Source organism: Streptomyces sp. NPDC003393, from assembly GCF_053589015.1.
On sequence record NZ_JBSFRB010000055.1, the window covers coordinates 19357 to 39917 of the forward strand.

Below are 20561 nucleotides of genomic sequence, written 5' to 3' on the forward strand. Positions count from 1 at the left end.
CTCGGGCAACGGCCGGGAAATCGCGCGTTGACAGGCTGCGGGCATCAACGGCGGCGCTCCGGTGCCGCAGCGCCGCAGCACCCGCAAGTGCGCCCGAGTGACACCCCCGAAGGATGGGCCCGTGAGCTTCAAGGCTGAGTACATCTGGATCGACGGCACCGCGCCGACGGCCAAGCTGCGTTCCAAGACCAAGATCCTCAGCGACGAGGCCAAGGGCGGCGAGCTGCCGCTGTGGGGCTTCGACGGGTCCTCCACCAACCAGGCCGAGGGGCACTCCTCGGACCTGGTGCTCAAGCCGGTCTTCTCCTGCCCCGACCCGATCCGCGGCGGCGACGACATCCTCGTGCTGTGCGAGGTCCTGAACATCGACCTCACCCCGCACCACTCCAACACGCGGGCCGCGCTCACCGAGGTCGCCGAGCGGTTCGCCGCCCAGGAGCCGATCTTCGGCATCGAGCAGGAGTACACCTTCTTCAACGGCTCCCGCCCGCTGGGCTTCCCCGAGGGGGGCTTCCCGGCCCCGCAGGGCGGCTACTACTGCGGCGTCGGCGCCGACGAGATCTTCGGCCGCGGGATCGTCGAGAAGCACCTGGACAACTGCCTGAAGGCGGGCCTGGGCATCTCCGGCATCAACGCCGAGGTCATGCCGGGCCAGTGGGAGTTCCAGGTCGGCCCGCTCGCCCCGCTTCAGGTCGCCGACCAGCTGTGGGTGGCCCGCTGGCTGCTCTACCGCACCGCCGAGGACTTCGGTGTCTCCGCCACCCTCGACCCCAAGCCGGTCAAGGGCGACTGGAACGGCGCCGGCGCGCACACCAACTTCTCCACCAGGGCGATGCGCGAGGGCTACGACGCGATCACCACCGCCTGCGAGTCGCTCGGCGAGGGCTCCAAGCCGCTGGACCACGTCAAGAACTACGGCGCCGGCATCGACGACCGCCTCACCGGCCTGCACGAGACCGCCCCGTGGGACAAGTACTCCTACGGCGTCTCCGACCGCGGCGCCTCCGTCCGCATCCCCTGGCAGGTCGAGAAGGACGGCAAGGGCTACATCGAGGACCGCCGTCCCAACGCCAACGTCGACCCGTACGTCGTGACCCGCCTGCTGGTCGACACCTGCTGCACCGCGCTGGAGAAGGCCGGCCAGGTCTGAGCCACCCCACGGTACGTGTGAGGGGCGCCCACCGCCGAGGTGGGCGCCCCTCGCGTTGTCGGTGGCGGGTGGCACAGTGGGGGCATGGAGATCGGCGGGGGCCTGGCCGTCACGGTCAGGACGGAGGACGACCGTGTCCGTACCCGCCTTACGGCCGGTGAGCTGCGGGAGTTGGTGCTGCGGATCGGGGACGCCGGCGACCGCTTCCTGGTGCTGCAACGCATACCGGACCTGCCGCGTGTGTTCGCTCAGGTGTGGCACGAGGCGGGTGGGGACTGGCGGCTGGAACACCGCCGCGGCGCCGACGCGTTCCTCGGCGCGGAGCTCACCGACCCCGGGCGGGTGGCCCGGCTGCTGACCGGCTGGGCGCGGCAGGAGCCCGGCTGGGACGCGGACGTGGACCGGGAGCCCGTCGGGGCCGGGCCGCGCGAGGAGGTTCCCCCGCTCGGCCCGGACGTCGCCGCGCGGGCCGAGGGCCACGTGCGGGAGATGCTCGTCGACGGCTGTCCGGGAATCGGGCGCCTTGTCGAGGAGACCGTCCACCTGATGGAGGACGCCGTGTCCGCCGCCCAGGTACGGGAGATCGTCGAGCGGCTGTGGCTGGAGCGGGTCACCGAGCAGGCGGACTGGACCGGACCCACCGACCCCGACCGGCTGGAGGAGGCGTTCGCCGCGCTGGACCGGGCCGGCATCGTCGCCCGCGAGAACTTCACCTGCTGCCGCGGCTGTGGCGTGGCGGAGATCGGGGCCGAGGTGACGGACCCGGACTCCGCCCGGCGCTTCGTGTTCTTCCACCACCAGTCCACCCGCGCCGCCGCCGCGGGTCACGGCCTGACCCTGCACTACGGCGGGTTCGACGGCTCGGAGGAGACCACGGCGGCCGTCGGACGCGAGGTCGTCACGGCCCTGGACGCGGCGGGGCTGTCCACGCACTGGGACGGCGATCCGGCCCGCGCCATCACCGTCACGCCGTTGACCTGGCGCAAACGCCTGACCGGTTGAGCGTTGTCGGGCCGGCTCCGCGTCAGAAGGCGTCCAGTCCGTGAGAGACGGGTCCTGTCCGTGCGCGGTGTCTGCTTCAATGGAGCCATGGTCGGCATCCAGAAGCACATCGCGACGGGCCGCCATGACCTCGAGCCCTTCTGGCCCTCCCGTCAGCATCACGACTTCGACCGGGTGTGTCGCCCCGCGCTGACCGCGCGGGCCCTCTGAAGCCGCACACCCCGGCCTCCGGCCAGCGCGAAACGACGTACGTCCCTCGGCGCGCCCGACCACGACCCAACGGCCGCCGCCCCGTCCGACGAACTCCTCGCGCGAAAGAGCTGACCTCTCATGGCGACCACTCGTTCCCGCTCCTCCGCCTCCCGTTCCCTCTCCCCCGCCTCCCCGTTCACCGCCCCCGTCCGGCAGCGGCTGCACGCCGTCGACCCGGACGGCATGGCCGATGTCGCGGACATCCTGCCGCCCGGCAGCACCTGGCTGCCCGCCCCGCAGCACGCCGTGCCCGCCCTGCCCGGCAGGCCGCCGATGGTCGGCTACCTGGTGCTGGTCCCGGCCGACCATCAGCCCCCGTTCCTGCCGGTCGCGGTACCGGGACCGACGGAGGCGGACGCGGACGCCTCACCGGAGGCGGACGCCGAACCGCTGGTGCGGATCGACACCGTGCGGCGCACCGCCGCGGTCGCGGGCCGGCACCTGGACCTCACCTATCTGGAGTTCGAGCTGCTCGCCCACTTGGTCGCCCACCCGCACCGGGTGCACACCCGTGACCAACTGGTCACCACCGTCTGGGGCTACGGCCATGTGGGCGACGGCCGCACCGTCGACGTCCACGTCGCCCGCCTGCGCCGCAAACTGGGCGCCGAGCACCGCAAGACGATCCAGACCGTGCGCCGGGTCGGCTACAAGTACGCCCCTCAGACCGGGTGCTGACGCCCCGTCCGCCGAGGCAGTCCCGTTCTCTCCCGTCGCCGGACCGGGCACGGCCGGCGACGACGCCGAGCTGCGCGCGATCCGCCACAGCCCGAGCGCTGAGCACACCGGTCCCACAAGTCCCGGAAATTTCCCGGATGTTTGAACGCCACCGGAGCGGCTTCCGTAATGGAGGGGGCCGCTCCAGTGGTGTGGGGCCCTGCAACGCCCGCAAGGGAGTACTCCTCGAGACGTCAGAGGGGTTCCGTGACTCCACCCACCGCTGAGGTGGCGGGCTTTCAACCCGAAGGCCGCGGTCCAGCCCGAACCGACCCTTTGTGGGGCAAAGGACAAGTCAGCGGAACACGGGGGAGAGACTCCCCTCTCGGTTGAAGCCGAGGGCGCACACGCTAGGAGACTGATGCGACGCAACACGAGAAAACGCCGTACACCCCTGGCCACCAAGGCCATAGCCGCATCGGCGGCCCTAGCGCTCGGCGGGGGCGGGCTGATCTGGGCGAACTTCTACGCATCCGCGCACGAGTCGCACCATGACGGGTGGGGAGGCCGGACCAAGGCGGCGAGCGCCCAGGTGGCGACGATCTCCTGCCCGGACGTCGGCCAGAAGCTCTACGACGTGCCGTGGCGGGCCCGTGGCGAGGTCGACGGCGAGCTGGCCAACCTCGACCGCCAGATCACCGAGGCCTACCAGCGCCTGGCGACCACGCGGGACGCCCAGGCCAGGGACGCGAGTTTCGTCCAGAACAGCATTCTGGGGCCGCTGAAGGAGCGGCGGAGGGTGATCCTCGACCGGATCGTGCTGGAGATCAAACGGGCGGGCGGCCGCGCCCCCACCGACCTCGACCGTCTCACTTCGTGCACCGGCACCCCCGCCGACAACAACCAGCAGAACGGCGGCGGCCAGCAGGGCGGCGACGGCCAGAACGGTGACGGCGGCCAGCAGAACGGCGACGGCCAGCAGCAGAACGGTGACGGCCAGAACGGCGGACAGAACGGCGACGGCCAGCAGGGCGGCGACGGCCAGCAGAACAACGGCGGTCAGGCCGGCAACGGCCCCTCCGCGGGCGACTTCGTCGACATCACCACGGTCCAGCCCAACGTCCCGGCCAAACCCCGCAGGACCCGCAACGCCTCGACCGGCACCTTCACCACCCGCTGCGGTGTGAACGCCAACAAGAACCGCAACACCGACAACGTGATCGTGGCGCCCGGCGTGACCAACGGCGCGCACCACCTGCACGACTACGTCGGCAACCAGAAGGTCAACGCGTTCTCCAGCAACGACACGTTCCTCCAGGGCGGCACCAGCTGCCAGAACAAGAACGACCTGTCGGCGTACTACTGGCCGGTGGTGCGTGTGCAGGACGGCACGCAGGATTTCGACCAGAACGCCGACGGCGGTGGCAAGGAAGGCAACGTCGGCAAGATCCTGACGCCCCGGTCGGCGCAGATCAAGTACGTCGGTTCCCCGACCAGCAAGGTCGTCGCGATGCCGCAGTTCCTGCGCATCATCACCGGTGACGCCAAGGCCTTCACCAACGGCACCGCGAACGCCAACGCGCACTGGAGCTGCACCGGCTTCGAGAACAAGGTCCAGCTGACGGACAAGTACCCGATCTGCCCGCAGGGCAGCAGCGTGGTCCGGACGTTCGCCTTCCAGAGCTGCTGGGACGGCCAGAACGCCGACAGCGCCAACCACCGCAGCCACGTGGCCTTCGCCGACGCCAACGGCCGCTGCCAGAACGGTTTCAAGGCGATTCCGCAGCTGACGATGCGGCTGGTGTACGACGTGCCGCAGCCGCAGATCGCCGACGGCCAGGTGAAGAACGCCTACGCGGTCGACGGCTTCCCGGAGCAGCTGCACAAGCCGATCACCGACCACGACGACTTCATCAGCGTCACGACCAACAACCTCGCGAACAAGATCGTCAACTGCATCAACTCCGGGCGCAGGTGCTGACACCCGCACACCCTCACCCCCGCAAGGGGAGATGAGGAGGAGGAAGCGAGAAGGCCGGCGGCGGAGGGGGATCCCGCCGCCGGCCTTCTTTCCGTCCCGGGGCCGGCCGCCGTGACCGCCCTCAGCACCCGGACTCGGCCGTCGTGGCCGGCCCCTGCTTCGACGCCTCAGCCGTCGTGCCCGGCGTGCGCATGGTGGTCGGTGCCGATCTCCACGTCACCGCCGAGGGTGCCGCGCAGCGTCCTGACCACGCCGTCGTCGCCGACGGCGACCCACTTGCGGCCGACGAGGTAGTAACCGCCGTAGTCCTTGGCCTCGTTGATCCACTCGCGCTGGCCTCGGTCGGTGGAGAAGGTGGCGAGGACGAATCGGCCGGTGGAGGTGGTGCAGAGGGCCTGTCGGATGGTGTCGGCGTCGGTCTGGATGTCGGGCTCGCACCTCACCTCGGCGGCCAGGCTCTCCAGGCTGCCGGTGGCCACCGGCGGCACCTTCTCGGCGGTCTCGCCACCGGAGCCGCAGCCCGCCAGGGCCACTGCCGCCACGGCGGCCGCCGCCACGAGCATCGGTCGGGTCACCCTCATCTGTTCCTCCGCTTCCGGCGGTCCCTGGCGGCGGCACACAGCCCGAGCATGCCGCTGAGGACCCCGGCGCGGGCCCCGCCCTTCGATACGGCTGTGCCGCGCACCGCGCTCAATCTGCATGACGGCGTGCGCACGCGTGTGCGAAGGTGGGCCGGTGCATCACAACTGGGAAGAGCGCATGGCCGCCGCATGGGCCCGTTTCGACGACTACCCCGAGAGCGAGGCGCCCGCGTTCCGGGCGGTGATCGACGCGCTCGTGGCCGAGCTGCCGGCGGACAGTCCCGTCGGCCCGTTCGAGCAGGCGTGCGCCTGGGACTCCACCGGGCACTCCGACCGGGCCGTGCCGTTGTACCGGGAGGCGCTGGCCCGCGGGCTCGACGGCTACCGGGGCCGCCGGGCGAAGATCCAGCTGGCCAGCTCCCTGCGGAACACCGGGCAGCCGGAGGAGGGCGTCAAGCTGCTCACGCCCGAACTCGACGCTCCGTCGGACGAGTTGGACGACGCGGTGCGGGCCTGTCTGGCCCTGTGCCTGTCCAGCCTCGGCCGCGACCGCGAGGGCCTGTCGCTCGTCCTGGGCGCCCTCGCACCCCACCTGCCGCGTTACCAGCGTTCCATGGCGAACTACGCCCGGCTGCTGGTGAGTCCGGAGGGCTGAGTCACTCGTCCCGCGGTAACCATCCCACGATTCGCTCGTTCTGCTGAACGTGCAGTCACAGGATGTCGCCCCGCGCCCCTCGTCCGCCTCCGCACCGGTCGTCGACGTCGAGCAGGCCGAGGCCGCGCTCGTCGAGCACTACCCGCGGCTCGTCCGGCTCGCCTATCTGGTGCTGCCGCCGGGCCTCGGCCGGAACCGCCGCGTCCTGACCGCGCACTCGCTCGCCCAGCGTGCGCTGCCCCGGGGCCGGGCGTCGGCGTCCGCGATCCCCGCCCAGCCGGCCGGCCGTGACGCCGACCCGGGTTACGCCTTCCTGCGGGTGGCGGTGGTGCGGACGGCACTGGACGCGGACCGGCCGCGCCGGCGCGGCCGGTGGCCCCGGCGCGGCCAACTGCCCCCGCTGCTGCCCCAGGTGTGGGGGCTGAGGCTGTTCCCACGGTCGGGCGGCGCCGGCGAACTGGCGCTGGACCAGACGCTCGCCGCGCTGTCCGGCCCGGCCCGCGCCGCCTACGTGCTGCGCGGGCTGGAGCGGCTGCCGGACACCGCCGTGAGCCAGGTGCTCTCGGCCGCGGGGGTGGCCGACCCGCGCGCCGCGCTGCGCCAGGCCGACCAGGTGCCCGCGCGGTACGCGCTGCTGGACTCCCCCGAGTTCGACCCGTGCTCCCTTCAGGCCCGGCCCACCGACCTGGTGCGGCGCAGGCAGCACACCAAGGCCGCGCTGGCCGCCGCGGCGGCGCTCGCCGTGTGCGGTGCGCTGGTCGCGCTGCCCGGTGGCGGCTGGGGCCCGGACGGCGCCGCCGCGCCCGCCTACGCGCAGAACCCGTCCGCCGAGGCCGCCCTCGACCCGGCCAAGCTGACGAAAGCGGCGCCCACCGCCTGGCGGACCGCCGCGCGCCTGGACTTCTCCGTGTGGCCCGCGCGTGGCGACCTGACCGGTGACACGGCGCTGCTGCGCCGGGCCCTCGCCGTGTGGGCCCGGCCCGGCGGGTCCGTCCATGTCTCGGCCACTCCGGGCACCGCCTCGGGCGGCCCCGCGGGGCCGCCGCAGTTGCTCTACGCCGGCGACATCGACAACGCACACGTGGTGATCTTCTACGACGGACTGCGCATCGCCCGCTATGCCGAGCCGAAGCGGTCGACGACCGGGGCGGCCCTGGACTTCGCACGTGCCGACGGCGCCACCGGCGCGGAGGCGTCCGCCGTGGTCCTGGACCGCCCCGACGGCAACGTCCGCTATCTGACGGCGCCGTGGGTGACGAAGGCGGCTCGCCGGGACCTGACGCGTTCGGCGGCCGGTCCACTGGACCTGGGTCTGACGGACGGCGTCACCGGTCCGCTGGCCGGTCCGGCCCAGCAGTCGGGCACCTGCGCCCGGTGGAACGTGCTCCAGCTGACCGGCGACGGCGGCACGCAGGTCCTGAGCGACCTGGGGGAACTGGTCCCCGCTCATCTCACCGCGGGCCGTCCGGCCGCCCCGGACGAGGCGTCGAGCGCGGCGGGGCTGCGCACCTGGGCGCCGTTCGCCTGCTCGCTGGCCGCGGTGCGCGGGCAGGGCGTGCGGTCGGTCAACGCCTGGCGGTACGCCGAGCAGCCGCTGCCGGACGCGAGCGGTCCGGCGTCGTGGGTGTGCACGCGGGCCGAGACCTGGCGCGGCGCGGATCCCAGGGTGCTGGCCCAGTTCCGTGCGCCGGGCGGGAAGTACGGCGCGGTCGCGGCGAAGGCCGAGGACGTGCCCGCGTGCGGCGCCCGCGACCCGCATGTGCTGGCCGGTGTGCTGTGGAAGTCGGCAGCGGGTTCCTGGTACCTGCTCGCGGCGGGCGACGAGGCCACCGCGTCGATCAGCGCGTCGGGCGGGGTGCGTGCCGCCGGTCAGGGCAACCTGCTCGCCGTACGCGCCGGGCAGGGCGCGCGGGCGGACCTGAAGGGCACGCTGGCCGGCGGCCGCACGCTCGGCGCGCTCCGTTAGCGCCTGCCGTTCCATCTGGTGCTGGGTCCGGTACCCGGCACGCCGAGACTACGCGCCCACCGTCCGCGGGACTCGTTTTCCGTGCGGCTGACGGGAGTTCGGACGAACGGCCACCGACACCGCCACGGACGGCCCGGCACCGGGGGGGCGAACCGGCCCGTTCGCGGCCGGATCCGATCGGTAAGGTGTTCGTATGAGCACCGGGGTTCGCCGCCGCATGGGAGTCGAGGAGCGGCGGCAGCAGTTGATCGGCGTCGCCCTCGAACTGTTCAGTCAGCGCTCGCCGGACGACGTCTCCATCGACGAGATCGCGTCGGCGGCGGGCATATCGCGCCCGCTCGTCTACCACTACTTCCCCGGCAAGGTCAGCCTGTACGAGGCGGCGTTGAGGCGCGCGTCGGAAGATCTGGCGGCCCGGTTCGCGGAACCGCACGAGGGTCCGCTGGGGGCGCGGCTGCTACGCGTGATGCACCGGTTCTTCGACTTCGTGGACGAGCACGGGCCTGGATTCTCGGCGCTGATGCGCGGTGGCCCGGCCGTCCCCGCGGACGGGGTCCGCTCGCGGAACCACGTCTCCACGACCAACGCGCTGATCGACTCCGTGCGGCAGGCCGCCTACGACCAGATCCTCACGCATCTGCGGGTTCCCGAGGCGCCCCCACGGCTGGACCTGGTGGTCCGCTCGTGGATCTCGCTGGTCGAGTCGACCGCGCTGATCTGGCTGGACGGACGGCGCATCCCGCGCGCGGAGCTGGAGCTCCAGCTCGTGCACGACTTCGCCGCGCTGGCCTCGGTCAGCGCCGCCCACGACGAGGAGATGGCCGCCCTGATCGGCCCGGTCCTCAAGGAAGAGCCGGCCGACGGTCCCTTCGGGGACCTGGTCGGCCGGCTCGTCGCACTCGCTTCCTGAGCCCGAGGGACCCTCAGGCGTCGAACTTCCGGTAGGACGCGTCGAGGTCGCGCACCTCGGCCGACGCGTGCAGCGCCAGTCCCTCGACCGGCTTCACATGCGCGCGCAGCGCGTCGAGGACGGCCTCCGTGAGACGGGCCTTGGTCTCGTCGGTGCGCCCGGCCAGCAGGCCGATCGCGACGTGCACGATCGCGTGGCCCTCGGCGTCCGGACCGACGGTGGTGTCCTCGGTCCGGCGGAACTGCGTCTTGCACGCCGAGGGCTTGGCGGCCGCGATCTCGACCGTCCGGGCGTGCAGCTCCCGCGCGAAGGCAGGGCGGTCGAAGGCGTCCGCCAGCTGCTCGGAGTAGTCGACGGTGATCTGCGGCATGAACACACTCCTGTTCCAGGGCAACCTGGGCCTCAGCCTAGTCGGTGAACACCGCCACCGTACGGGCCGGAACGCCGAACGTGCCGGTCGCCGCCGTGTACGACGAGGTCTTCACCACCGGGTCCGCGCCCGCGGCCTGCTCCGGGTGCAGCCGGTAGTGCCGTCCGGCGAGCGTGCCGACGCGCTGCTCCTGCCGCTCGGGCGTCGCGTTGAACACCACGACCAGGTCACCGAGGGTCATGGTGATCACGCCCGGGGTCTCGTCCTTGCCCGACAGGGGGAAGGACAGCCGCGACTGCACCTGCTCCGTCGTGGCCAGCGAGAAGACCGGTTCCGTCGAGCGGATCCGCAGCAGGTCCCGGTAGGCGGCCGAGGTGCCGTCGATCTGGGGGCAGCCCACCTTCACCGAGGTCAGCAGCGGCTTGGCGTACGCCCATTTGTCCTTGTTGTCGGCGGCCATGGGCAGCCCGCGCCCGAAGCCGTTGCCGTCCGCGCAGTTCCAGTGGATCGCGTTGAACCAGTCGCCGCTGTCGAAGGAGTTGCGGTCCAGCGACTTCGAGCGCAGCAGGTCGGTGCCGGCCTGGGAGAGCGCCGGGCCCTGCGAGAGGGTCGCCGTCGCCATGGCCAGGACCTGCATCCGGGCCCGGTCGGCGGCGCTCGTCGAGGCGGGCAGCTTGTAGGTCAGCGCGTCGAACAGCGACTCGTTGTCGTGCGCGTCGACGTAGGCGAGGGCGTCGCCGGGCGCGTCCGCGTAGCCGGCGGGCGAGCCGTTGTAGTCGATCTCCGCGCCGGTGACCTCCTTGCCGTCGGTGCCCGTGAAGTGGTACTTGGCGAGGTTGCCGGTCAGGCCGACCTTGATCAGGTCCTGGTAGTGCAGCAGCCGGGCCTTCTGCTCGTTGCTGGTGCCGTTGGCAGTGGAGGGGTTCGGGTCGGTGTACAGCCCGGACGCGAAGCCCTGGATGCCCGGGTCCGAGTCGAAGGGGCTGCCGCCGCGCACCGCGTCACGGGCCCGGTCGGAGAACGTCGCGACGCCGGTGCCGGCCATGTTCTGCTGCGTGGCCTGCACGAACCGCGCGTCGTTCGCGACCTCACCGAAGTTCCAGCCCTCCCCGTACAGGATGATCTTCTTGCCGTCCACGCCGTCCTTCTGCGGGGTCAGCGCGTCCAGGGCCTTCCTGACCGCCAGGATGTTGGCCTTGGGGTGGTGGCCCATGAGGTCGAAGCGGAACCCGTCGACCTTGTACTCCCTGGCCCAGGTGACGATCGAGTCCACGACGAGCTTGCCCATCATGGCGTTCTCGGGGGCGGTGTTGGAGCAGCAGGTGCTGTTGGCCACCGAACCGTCGGCGAGGAGCCGCTGGTAGTAGCCGGGCACGATCCTGTCGAGGACGGAGGTGTCCGCCTGGCCGCTGGCCGCCGTGTGGTTGTAGACGACGTCCATGACGACCCTCAGCCCGTCCTGGTTGAGCGCCTGCACCATCCTGCGGAACTGCACGGTGCGGGCCGTGCCGTCCGGGTCGGTGGCGTAGGAGCCCTCGGGGACCGTGTAGTGGTACGGGTCGTAGCCCCAGTTGTAGGCGTCCTTCGCGGCGGTCTTCGCCACGCACGCCTGCTGCTGCTCGGAGTCGGCCGGGTAGGAGGCCAGGTCGCAGTCGGGGACCGCCTGGTCGGCCTTCTTCTCCGGGATGGTGGCGATGTCGAAGGCCGGCAGCAGGTGGACGTAGGACGTGCCCGCCTCCGCCAGCTCCCGCAGGTGCTTCGAGCCGTCGCTGTTCTTGTCGGTGAAGGCCAGGTAGGTGCCCTGGTCCTTGGCCGGGACCGTGCTGTCGGCGACCGAGAAGTCGCGGATGTGCAGCTCCTGGATCTGGGCGTCGCGCAGCGGTACGGCCTTCGGCTTGGCCAGGTGCGACCAGCCGCTCGGGGCGAGGGCCCGGTCGTCGAGGTCGGCGACCAGGCTGCGCTCGCTGTTCGCCGCGAGGGCGACCGAGTAGGGGTCGGTGACCTTGTTGGTGACGACCTCGCGGACGCTCGGCGCCCACACCTTCACGACGTACCGGTAGGGCTTGCCCTTCCAGGACGCCGGGCCGGTGACGGACCAGACGCCGGAGGTGTCGTCCCGGTGCATGGCGACGCTGTGGCCGTCGAGCTCCAGGGCCACGCTCTGCGCGGTCGGCGCCCACACGCTCAGGGTGGGCCGGCCGTGGTGGAAGACGGGTCCGAGCCGCGCCTTGGTGGCGCTGCCCGAGTAGAGGTCGTCGAGCACGCCGGCGAGCTGGACGCCCGTCGCCGCGAGCACCGCACCGTTGCCGGCCCGTTGCGAGGCGACGACCTGGCCGCGCAGGGCCTGCCGCACCCGGTCGCGGTCGCGCGGGTCGACGGACCAGGCGGTGTAGTCCTTCAGATGCGGGAACTTCGCCTTCTGCGCGTCCGTGAGCGTGGTCTTCGTAAGGCGCAGCCAGCGCTCGTCGTCGCCGGTCAGGGCCCCGTCCTCGACGGTGATCGAGCCGTCGGCGGAGTACAGCAGCTGGGTGGAGACGGCGCCGTCCGCGCCGTTCCACGCGACGGTGTCCCGGTCGATCCAGACCGCCTTGGACGTGGGCAGGTCCAGGGCGCCGGCGCTGCCCGTGGGCTGCGGCAGCAGCGGCTTGTCCTGCTCGCTCACCAGCCACACCTCGTGACCGTTCGCCGCCGTGAGGTCCAGCGACTGGTCGGTGGGCAGGTCCTTCTCGTCGCCCTTGTGCAGGATGTAGCTGAGGCTGGTGGCACCGTCGGTGAGCGGTACCTCGAAGACCGCGCCATAGGAGTCAGTCTTGACCGGCTGGAGGGGTTTCGACCAGTCGGTGGGGTTCGCGGCGCCGGTCCACACGTGCAGGCCCCAGCCGTCGTAGTTCCCGTCGGCGCGGTGGTAGTGCAGGACGGCCTTGGTGGTGTCCTGCGCGGGGTAGTCGGCGGGCCGGGTGGTCCGCACGGCCTCCTTGCCCTGTTCGACCCAGACCTCGCCCGTCTTCGTGACGTCGATGGACCGGTCGGCGGAGACGTCCTTGTTCCCGTCCTTGTCGATCACCAGGAAGCCCACGTTCGAGGCGCCCGGCTTGAGCCTGACGTAGGCGAAGGCGCCGTAGGCGTCGCGGCCGGTGAAGGGGTGGCCGGCCGGCCAGGTGGTCGCCTCGCCGTCGGCGAGGTCGCCCCAGGCGTACAGGCCCCAGTCGGCGTAGTCGCCGTCCGCGCGCTTGTAGTGGACGATCGCGTAGTCGCGGGAGGAGGCGGTGGGGACCTCGGGGGCCGGCGGGGTGCCGGTGGTGGAGGCCGCGGTGGTGCTCGCCGTGCGGCCGGCCGAGTCGAGGACGACCGCCTTGTAGCGCAGGGCGGTGCCGGGCGGCACGGTCCTGTCGAGGGTCTGGGTGACCTTGTAGGGGGCGTGGTCGGCGGAGCCGAGGATCTTCCAGGGCCCGTCGCCCACCTGGGCGGCGAAGACCACCCGGTTCAGCTGCCCGCCGGTGACGTCGGCGCTCAGGTCGACGGTGCCGGTGGCGCCGGCGGCAGGGGCCGTGAGGGTGATCCCCGGCTTGGTGGCGGGGGCCCGGAGCCGGCCGGCCGCCTCGAGGACGACGGCGGACCGGGCCGGGACGGTGACGGTGACCTCGCGGTCGGCGTCGGAGGTCACCGTGGCCTCGGTGCCGTGGATCCCCCGGTAGGCCATGTCGGCGGAGCCGGTCGCGAAGGTGGCGCTCCGGGCCTCGTCGGCGTTGTTGAGGGCGACGACGTACTCGGCGCCGCTCTTCGCGTCCGTGCGGGTGAAGGCGTAGACGCCGGCGCCGTCGGCCGCGTAGCGCTCGGTCTGGACACCGTCCGTCAGGGCCGGGTTGTCCCTGCGCAGCTTCGCCAGCGCGGCGATCTGCCGGTACAGCGGCGCCTTCGTGTCGTAGGAGTCGCTCGCGTGGGTGCGGTGGGTGCCGATCTCGTCGTCGTCGAGGTAGTCGGCGACCTTGGAGGCGAACATGGTCTGGCGGGCGTCCTTGTCGCCGCCGGAGCCGGTGAAGCCCTGCTCGTCGCCGTAGTAGACGACGGGGTTGCCCCGGCTGAGGAACATCAGCTCGTTGGCGAGCTCGTCCTTCTTCAGGATCTCGGCGTCGCTCGCCTTCGGGTCGTCCTGTTTCAGGAAGTACCCGATGCGGCCCATGTCGTGGTTGCCGAGGAAGGTGACCTGCTCGTAGGCGTTGGCCTTGTCGGTCGTGTACTTGTAGTCGTCGCCGAAGACGGAGGCGAGCTTCTTCGCGCTGCCGCCCTGGGAGGCATAGGCGCGGGCCGCGTCCTGGAACGGGAAGTCGAGGGTGGCGTCGAGGCGGCCCTGGGTGACGTAGGGGGCCGTGACGGAGGTGTCGGCGGAGTAGACCTCGCCGTACATGAAGAAGTCCTTACGGCCGTGCCGGGCGGCGTACGCGTCGAGCGCGGTCGCCCACTGGGTCCAGAACTCCATGTTCACGTGCTTGACGGTGTCGATGCGGAAGCCGTCGACGCCGAAGTCCCGCACCCAGCGCTCGTAGATCTTCTCCATGCCGCTGACGACCTCGGGACGCTCGGTCCACAGGTCGTCCAGGCCGGAGAAGTCGCCGTAGGTGGCGTTCTCGCCGGCGTAGGTGGAGTCGCCGCGGTTGTGATACATCGTCGGGTCGTTGAGCCACGACGGGACCTTGAGCTTCTCTTTCGCGGCGGGGACGGTCGGCGCGTACGGGAAGGAGGAGCCGTCGACGGCGGGGAACGTCCGGCCGCCGGCCGCGTGGTCGGCGTCGTCGAAGGGTCGGCCGTCCTTGGTCAGGTAGGGGAAGGCGCCCTTGGAGAGGTACTCGTGGGAGGCCCCCTCGTAGTCGACGACGTCGGCGGTGTGGTTGGTGATGACGTCGAAGAAGACCTTCATGCCCTTGGCGTGCGCCGTGGAGATGAGGGTCGCCAGGTCCTTGTTGGTGCCGAAGTGCGGGTCGACCTGGGTGAAGTCGGTGATCCAGTAGCCGTGGTAGCCGGCCGAGGCCTCCTTGCCGGTGCCCTGCACAGGCTGGTTCTTGAAGATGGGGGCCAGCCAGATGGCGGTGGTGCCGAGGCCCTTGATGTAGTCCAGTCGGCCGGTCAGGCCCTTGAGGTCGCCGCCCTGGTAGAAGCCCTTGTCGGAGGGGTCGTAGCCGGTGGCGAGCCGGGAACCGGTCAGTCCGCCCTTGTCATTGGACCTGTCCCCGTTGGCGAAACGGTCCGGCATGACGAAGTAGAACTGCTCGCGGGTGTCGTCGTGCCGGGCGGGCTGGGCGGCGAGCGCCGCGTCCGAGGGGGGCGCCGGCGGGGTGGCGGCCCTGGCCGCCAGTGGCTGGATCAGCGCGGCGGCGAGGGCGGCGGCGGTGACGGCGGCTGCCCTTCTCGCTCGCGGGGTACGGCGCGTACGGGGCGCCGGCCATCTCGGTATCACAGGCGGTAACTCCTAGCGCGTGCGGCTCTCTTGGGTCCGACCCCGCGCGACCGTACCGCCGCCGCAAGGATTGCAGCAAGAGGCTTGAAAGTAACGGAAAGGCATTTCATGGACCGCCCGCACCGCCCGGCACGGGTCGGGCCCCTGCCGGGCGGTGACCTACGCGAACATGGTCAGCAACTGGACTTCCCCGCGTAGATGGCGAGCGCGGTGTTCGGGGCGACCGACGCCTGGAACCAGCCACTGCCGTTCACCGTCACGGTCCTGCCCGCCTGCACGTCGCAGTAGGTACCGGCCGGCAGCGACGTCTCGAACCACCGATCGGCCGTCGTGCTCTCGTGGTTGACCACCACATAGCCCTTGCTGCCGCGGCCGAACGCGATGAGGTCGTCACCGTCGTCCCACCAGTCGGTGACCGCCTGACCGCGGGTGGCGTTGCGGAAGGCGACCATGGACATGATCTCGGGCCACTTGTGCTGGCACTTCCAGCCACCCTGCCAGCAGGCGTCGACCTGGCCGCCGTTCGGCGGGCCCGCGTCCGGGTCGGACCACTCGTAGCCGGAGTTGATGTCGGGCGCGCCGTAGGGCCAAGCCAGCATGAAGACGTTGGCCAGGGTGTAGTTCGCGCCGTTCTTGTAGTCGAGGGTCGAGCCGTTGCGCTCGGTGTCGTGGTTGTCGACGAAGACGCCGGCCACCGAGCTGCTCAGGTAGCCCCAGCCCTCGCCGTAGTTCTTCAGATAGGCGAGTTTCTCGTTGGTGAAGACCCGCTTGAGGTCGTAGGCGTAGCGGAACTCCTGCACGTCGCCGTTGCCGGTGTACTCGGTGGGCTGGACGGCCTCGCCGGCGCCGTAGATGACCTCCTGCTTCCAGTAGGCGTTCGGATGGGTCAGGCGGGACTTGATGTTCGCCAGGTCGGCCGCCGGGATGTGCTTGGCCGCGTCGATGCGGAAACCGTCCACGCCGAGGGAGAGCAGGTCGTTCATGTAGCCGGCGATGGTCCTGCGGACGTACTCCTCACCGGTGTCCAGGTCGGCGAGGCCCACCAGTTCGCAGTGCTGGACGTTCCAGCGGTCCTGGTAGTTGCTGACCTGGGCGGTGCAGTCGTCGAAGTCGTAGACCGAGTACAGCCCGGGGTAGTCGTACTTCGTGTACGACGAGCCGCCGGTGCCGGTGCCGCTGCCCGCGGACATGTGGTTGACGACGGTGTCGACGACGACCTTCACCCCGGCCGCGTGACAGGCGCCGACCATGCTCTGGAACGACGCGCGGTTGCCGAGGCGACCCGCGATCTTGTAACTCACCGGCTGGTACGAGGTCCACCACTGCGGGCCTTGTATGTGCTCGGCGGGCGGGGAGACCTGGACGTAGCCGTAGCCGGCCGGTCCCAGGGTGGTGGCGCACTCCTTGGCGACGGAGGCGTAGTTCCACTCGAAGAGGACGGCGGTGACGTCCTTGGCGCCCGGCGGGGAGGCCTGCGCGGTCGTCGGGGCCATGACAATCGTGGCCGCGGCGAGCGCGAGGGCGCCGGAAAGGAATCTGCGTGCCATGTGGGGGTCCTTCTCCGTTGAAGGCTCGCTGAAGGCGCTTTCTGAAAGCTCCAGCAAGAATTTCCGTGACGCAGATGGTAAGGGCCCGCTGCCTGAAACGGCAGCGGGCCGGACGAAGTTGAGGGCAAAAGTTTTACGGAGCGGCCGTCAGGCCGTGGTCCACCACACCGTCGTGTCGGCCGGGACCTTCGTCTCCTCGTCGGCCTCGGTCACCTCGCCGCTGGCGAGCAGGACGCGGCCGTAGGACGGGGTCGTCACCGACTCGCCCGACGTGTTGGCCACACAGACGAAGTCGCCGCGACGGAACGCCAGGACGCCCTCCGGAGCACGCAGCCACTGCACCGAGTCGCCCGCGCCGAGGTCGGGATGCGAACGGCGGACGCTCAGCGCCCGGCGGTACAGCTCCAGGGTGGAGCCGGGTACGCCCTGCTGAGCCTCGACGCTCAGCTCGCCCCAGGTCGTGGGCTGCGGCAGCCAGCTGCCTCCGTCGCCGAAGCCGTACGAGGAGCCCGCGCGGGTCCACGGGATCGGCACCCGGCAGCCGTCGCGGAAGCCGTCCTGGCCGGCCCCGCGGAAGTACGCGGGATCCTGGCGCACCTCGTCGGGGAGGTCGACCACGTCCGGCAGGCCCAGTTCCTCGCCCTGGTAGACGTAGGCCGAGCCGGGCAGGGCGAGCATGAGCAGGGTGGCGGCCCTGGCCCTGCGCAGGCCCAGCGCGCGGTCGCCCGCTGTGCGGATCTGGGTGCCGAGGCCGGGCGGGTTGGCGAAGCGGGTGGCGTGCCGGGTGACGTCGTGGTTGGAGAGCACCCAGGTGGCGGGGGCGCCGACCGGGCGCATCGCCTCCAGGGTGCGGTCGATGACCGGACGCAGCTGTTCGGCGTCCCAGTCCGTGCCCAGGTACTGGAAGTTGAAGGCCTGGTGGAGCTCGTCGGGGCGGACGTAGTTCGCGGTCCGCTCGACGGTCGGCGTCCAGGCCTCGGCGACGAAAATCCTCTCGCCCGCGTATTCATCGAGCACCTTGCGCCACTGCCGGTAGACCTCGTGCACGCCGTCCTGGTCGAAGAACGGCATGACATCGTTGCCCAGCAGCTTCAGCTGGTCGTGGCTGCCGAGGTCGGGCAGACCGTCGGCCTTGACCAGGCCGTGGGCCACGTCGATGCGGAAGCCGTCGACGCCCATGTCCAGCCAGAAGCGCAGGATCGAGCGGAACTCGTCGCCGACGGCCGGGTGCTCCCAGTTGAAGTCGGGCTGCTCGGGGGCGAACAGGTGCAGGTACCACTCTCCCCCAGTCTTCGACCGGGAGGTGCCCCCAGCGGTGCCGTCCGGTTCGGTGACCCGGGTCCAGGCCGGTCCGCCGAAGATCGACTCCCAGTCGTTCGGCGGGAGCTCGCCGTGCTCGCCCCTGCCGGGACGGAAGTGGTAGCGCTCGCGCAGAGGGGAGCCGGGGCCCTCGGCGACGGCGCGCCTGAACCACTCGTGCTGGTCGGAGGAGTGGTTGGGCACCAGGTCGACGATGATGCGCAGGCCCAGTCCGTGGGCGTCGCGGATCAGCGCGTCGGCGTCGAGCAGATTGCCGAACATCGGGTCGACGGCCCGGTAGTCGGCGACGTCGTAGCCGGCGTCGGCCTGCGGGGAGGCGTAGAAGGGGCTGAGCCACACGGCGTCCACGCCGAGGTCGCGCAGGTACGGCAGGCGGGAGCGGACACCCTCCAGGTCGCCCATGCCGTCGCCGTTGCTGTCGGCGAAGCTGCGCGGATAGACCTGGTAGATCACCGCGTCCCGCCACCAGTCGCGGCGGTCGGCGACGGTGGCGACGGCGGAGTCGTCGGCCGGGGCTGCAGTGTGCTGCTGGCTCATGGCGTCCTTGGTACGTGACAGGGTCATTGTGGGGTGGGTACGGCGGCTCGGGCGGCAGGGGTGTGAGACGGCCGCGGTGTCAGCGGGGTCGGATGGGCACCGCGGCCGCCCACCCGCGCGCTCGGGGCGCGCGGGAGTCCTGCTCCGGTGGGGCGGGGCGTCAGCCCTTGGTGCCGCCCGAGGTGAGACCGGTGACGAGGTTCCTCTGCACCAGGTAGAAGAACACCGACACGGGTATCGCGATCAGGACCGCGGTCGCGGCCATGTAGTTCCACTGGGCGTCGTGCTCGCTGACGAAGCTCTGGAGCCCGACGGCGAAGGTGTACTTCGAGTCGTCCAGCAGGAAGGTGGTGGCGAACGCGACCTCGCCGACGGCGGTGATGAAGTTGTAGAAGGCGGCCACGGCCAGCCCCGGGCGGGCCAGCGGCAGGATCAGCCGGAAGAAGGTGCCGAAGGGGGTGAGCCCGTCGACGCGTCCGGCCTCGTCGATCTCGAAGGGGATGGTGTCGAAGTAGCCCTTGAGCAGCCAGGCGCTGTAGGGCACGGCCGTGGTGCAGTTTATGATGATCAGGGACCAGTATGTATCGATGAGCCCCAGTTCACCGAAGATCTCGTACATCGGCACGATCAGGATGGCGATCGGGAAGGCCTGCGTGAGCAGCAGGACCCACATCAGCTGCTTGTAGCCGGGAAAGCGCATCCGCGAGACGGCGTAGCCGGTGGTGGCGGCGACGAAGACGCCGATCAGCGTGGTGCCGAGGGCCACGATCATCGTCGACTTGAACCAGTCGAAGAAGGCGGTGTCCTCGAGGACGAAGCCGTAGTTGGAGAAGGTGGCCTTCCCCAGGATCTTGCCCGGGTGCAGGTAGTCGTCCTTCTCGGGACCGAGCGACAGGAAGAACAGCCAGGCCACCGGGGCCAGTGCGATGAGACTCGCGACGGCGAGGCCGCCGTGCAGGAGGGCGGTGCCGAGCGGGCCGCGCTCGCCGCGCCGGCGGGTGCGGCGTGGGGGCGCCGGGGCGGGGGCCGGCCCGGCCGCGGTCTTGTCGAGGGTCGTGGTGCTCATGGCGGCGGCTCCTGCGGCGTCAGACGGCGAGCTGGTCATTGCGCTTCAGCCAGCGGAAGTAGAAGGAGGTGAAGACGGTCAGGATCGACAGCAGCAGCACGCCGTACGCGGCGGACTGGGCGAAGTCCCGCGGCTGCTGTCCGAAGCCCAGCCGGTAGGCCCAGGTGACGAGGATCTGGGCGTCCGGGGCGGAGTTCGTGCCGAACAGCATGAAGATGATGACGAACTGGTTGAAGGTCCAGATGATGCCGAGGAGTACGACGGTGGAGCTGACCGAGCGCAGGCCCGGCAGCGTGACGTGCCGGAAGCGCTGCCAGGCGCTCGCGCCGTCCATCTCCGCGGCCTCGTAGAGCGAGGAGTCGATGGACTGCAGGCCGCCGAGCAGCGAGAGCATCATGAACGGCACCCCGCACCAGGTGTTGACCATGATCGCGGCGAACCGCTGCCAGAAGGTGTCCTCCAGCCACTGCGGCTGGGGCAGGTGGAGGTGGCCGAGGACCTGGTTGAGCGCGCCGGAGTCGGCGAGCATGATCCGCCAGGAGAAGACGGTGACGAAGGTCGGCACGGCCCAGGGCAGCACCAGGATCAGCCGGTAGAAGGTGCGCCCGCGCAGCTTCTGGTTGAGCATGAGCGCGAGGCCGAGACCGATGGTGTAGTGCAGGACGACGCAGGCGGCGGTCCAGAAGACGGTCCACAGGAAGTGCGACCAGAAGCGGTCGTACGCCGTCGGCCCGAACAGGATGTCCTGGTAGTTGTCCAGGCCGATGAACTTGTAGGTGGCGTCGATGTGGTTGACGCCGATGGTGCGCGCCGAGTTGAGGCTGTTGGCGTCGGTGAGCGTGAGGTAGAAGCCGCGCAGCAGCGGGTAGCCGACGATGACGCCGAGCACGACGACCACCGGTGCGATCATCGCGTAGGCGTACCAGTTGCGGTGGAAGCTGTTCTTGAGGCGCTGGCCCAGGCCGGGCCGCGGCGCGCGGCCACCGCGGCGCTTGCCGGTGGCGCGGTCGATGGCGACTGTCATGTTCGACACCTTCGGGGAGATCAGGGGACGGGCCTGGGCACAGGCCGGTGGCCGCCGGATCCTTCCCTCTTACAGGGGAATCCGGCGGCCA

Annotated in this window: 15 protein-coding genes; 8 read left to right on the forward strand and 7 right to left on the reverse strand. The window is 71.0% G+C overall.

Features of this window, described 5'->3' with window-relative positions; translation table 11 throughout:
• Window positions 1-121: 121 nt before the first annotated feature.
• The 5 genes from glnII to ACWDUZ_RS34735 all read left to right on the forward strand — a co-directional run bounded on the left by glnII (window position 122) and on the right by ACWDUZ_RS34735 (window position 5042).
• On the forward strand, window positions 122-1150 hold the full coding sequence (glnII, locus tag ACWDUZ_RS34715) for a glutamine synthetase (protein WP_451635806.1): 1029 nt from the start codon (window positions 122-124) through the stop codon (window positions 1148-1150).
• Window positions 1151-1234: 84 nt separating this feature from the next.
• Entirely contained in the window at window positions 1235-2152 is a 918-nt protein-coding gene (locus ACWDUZ_RS34720) for a DUF6891 domain-containing protein (protein WP_451635807.1), read from the forward strand.
• A gap of 87 nt (window positions 2153-2239) precedes the next feature.
• Window positions 2240-2362, forward strand: coding sequence for a hypothetical protein (locus ACWDUZ_RS34725; RefSeq protein WP_451635808.1), 123 nt, complete (start codon window positions 2240-2242; stop codon window positions 2360-2362).
• Between the two features lie 120 nt (window positions 2363-2482).
• Window positions 2483-3082, forward strand: coding sequence for a winged helix-turn-helix domain-containing protein (locus tag ACWDUZ_RS34730; RefSeq protein WP_451635809.1), 600 nt, complete (start codon window positions 2483-2485; stop codon window positions 3080-3082).
• A 400-nt stretch (window positions 3083-3482) separates the two neighbouring features.
• Window positions 3483-5042 carry a DUF1996 domain-containing protein gene (locus ACWDUZ_RS34735; RefSeq protein ID WP_451635810.1) on the forward strand — a complete coding sequence of 520 codons (1560 nt, stop codon included), beginning with the start codon at window positions 3483-3485 and terminating at the stop codon, window positions 5040-5042.
• 167 nt (window positions 5043-5209) lie between these two features.
• Here the strand turns inward: ACWDUZ_RS34735 and ACWDUZ_RS34740 are convergent, their stop codons facing one another.
• On the reverse strand, window positions 5210-5623 hold the full coding sequence (locus ACWDUZ_RS34740) for a hypothetical protein (RefSeq protein WP_451635811.1): 414 nt from the start codon (window positions 5621-5623) through the stop codon (window positions 5210-5212).
• Between the two features lie 118 nt (window positions 5624-5741).
• On the opposite strand from ACWDUZ_RS34740, the gene ACWDUZ_RS34745 reads away from it, so the two are divergent.
• From ACWDUZ_RS34745 to ACWDUZ_RS34755, 3 genes are all read left to right on the forward strand, one after another.
• On the forward strand, window positions 5742-6278 hold the full coding sequence (locus ACWDUZ_RS34745) for a tetratricopeptide repeat protein (RefSeq protein ID WP_451635812.1): 537 nt from the start codon (window positions 5742-5744) through the stop codon (window positions 6276-6278).
• 49 nt (window positions 6279-6327) lie between these two features.
• Window positions 6328-8244 (forward strand): hypothetical protein, encoded by a 1917-nt coding sequence (locus tag ACWDUZ_RS34750; protein ID WP_451635813.1) that lies wholly within the window; start codon window positions 6328-6330, stop codon window positions 8242-8244.
• A gap of 193 nt (window positions 8245-8437) precedes the next feature.
• Window positions 8438-9154 carry a TetR/AcrR family transcriptional regulator gene (locus ACWDUZ_RS34755; RefSeq protein ID WP_451635814.1) on the forward strand — a complete coding sequence of 239 codons (717 nt, stop codon included), beginning with the start codon at window positions 8438-8440 and terminating at the stop codon, window positions 9152-9154.
• Between the two features lie 13 nt (window positions 9155-9167).
• On the opposite strand, the gene ACWDUZ_RS34760 is transcribed toward ACWDUZ_RS34755, so the two are convergent.
• The 6 genes from ACWDUZ_RS34760 to ACWDUZ_RS34785 all read right to left on the reverse strand — a co-directional run bounded on the left by ACWDUZ_RS34760 (window position 9168) and on the right by ACWDUZ_RS34785 (window position 20470).
• Window positions 9168-9524 carry a 5-carboxymethyl-2-hydroxymuconate Delta-isomerase gene (locus tag ACWDUZ_RS34760; protein ID WP_451635815.1) on the reverse strand — a complete coding sequence of 119 codons (357 nt, stop codon included), beginning with the start codon at window positions 9522-9524 and terminating at the stop codon, window positions 9168-9170.
• Between the two features lie 37 nt (window positions 9525-9561).
• Window positions 9562-14976 carry a pullulanase-type alpha-1,6-glucosidase gene (gene pulA, locus ACWDUZ_RS34765; protein WP_451635816.1) on the reverse strand — a complete coding sequence of 1805 codons (5415 nt, stop codon included), beginning with the start codon at window positions 14974-14976 and terminating at the stop codon, window positions 9562-9564.
• A 173-nt stretch (window positions 14977-15149) separates the two neighbouring features.
• Window positions 15150-16523 carry an alpha-amylase gene (locus ACWDUZ_RS34770; protein ID WP_451635817.1) on the reverse strand — a complete coding sequence of 458 codons (1374 nt, stop codon included), beginning with the start codon at window positions 16521-16523 and terminating at the stop codon, window positions 15150-15152.
• A 147-nt stretch (window positions 16524-16670) separates the two neighbouring features.
• Complete coding sequence (locus ACWDUZ_RS34775) at window positions 16671-18380, reverse strand: glycoside hydrolase family 13 protein (RefSeq protein WP_451635827.1); 1710 nt, start codon at window positions 18378-18380, stop codon at window positions 16671-16673.
• A gap of 160 nt (window positions 18381-18540) precedes the next feature.
• The gene (locus tag ACWDUZ_RS34780) at window positions 18541-19446 is read right to left on the reverse strand and encodes a sugar ABC transporter permease (RefSeq protein WP_451635818.1); all 906 of its coding nucleotides are present in this window, start codon (window positions 19444-19446) and stop codon (window positions 18541-18543) included.
• Window positions 19447-19465: 19 nt separating this feature from the next.
• Window positions 19466-20470, reverse strand: a complete 1005-nt coding sequence (locus ACWDUZ_RS34785) for a carbohydrate ABC transporter permease (RefSeq protein WP_451635819.1) — start codon at window positions 20468-20470, stop codon at window positions 19466-19468.
• Between the last annotated feature and the right edge of the window lie 91 nt (window positions 20471-20561).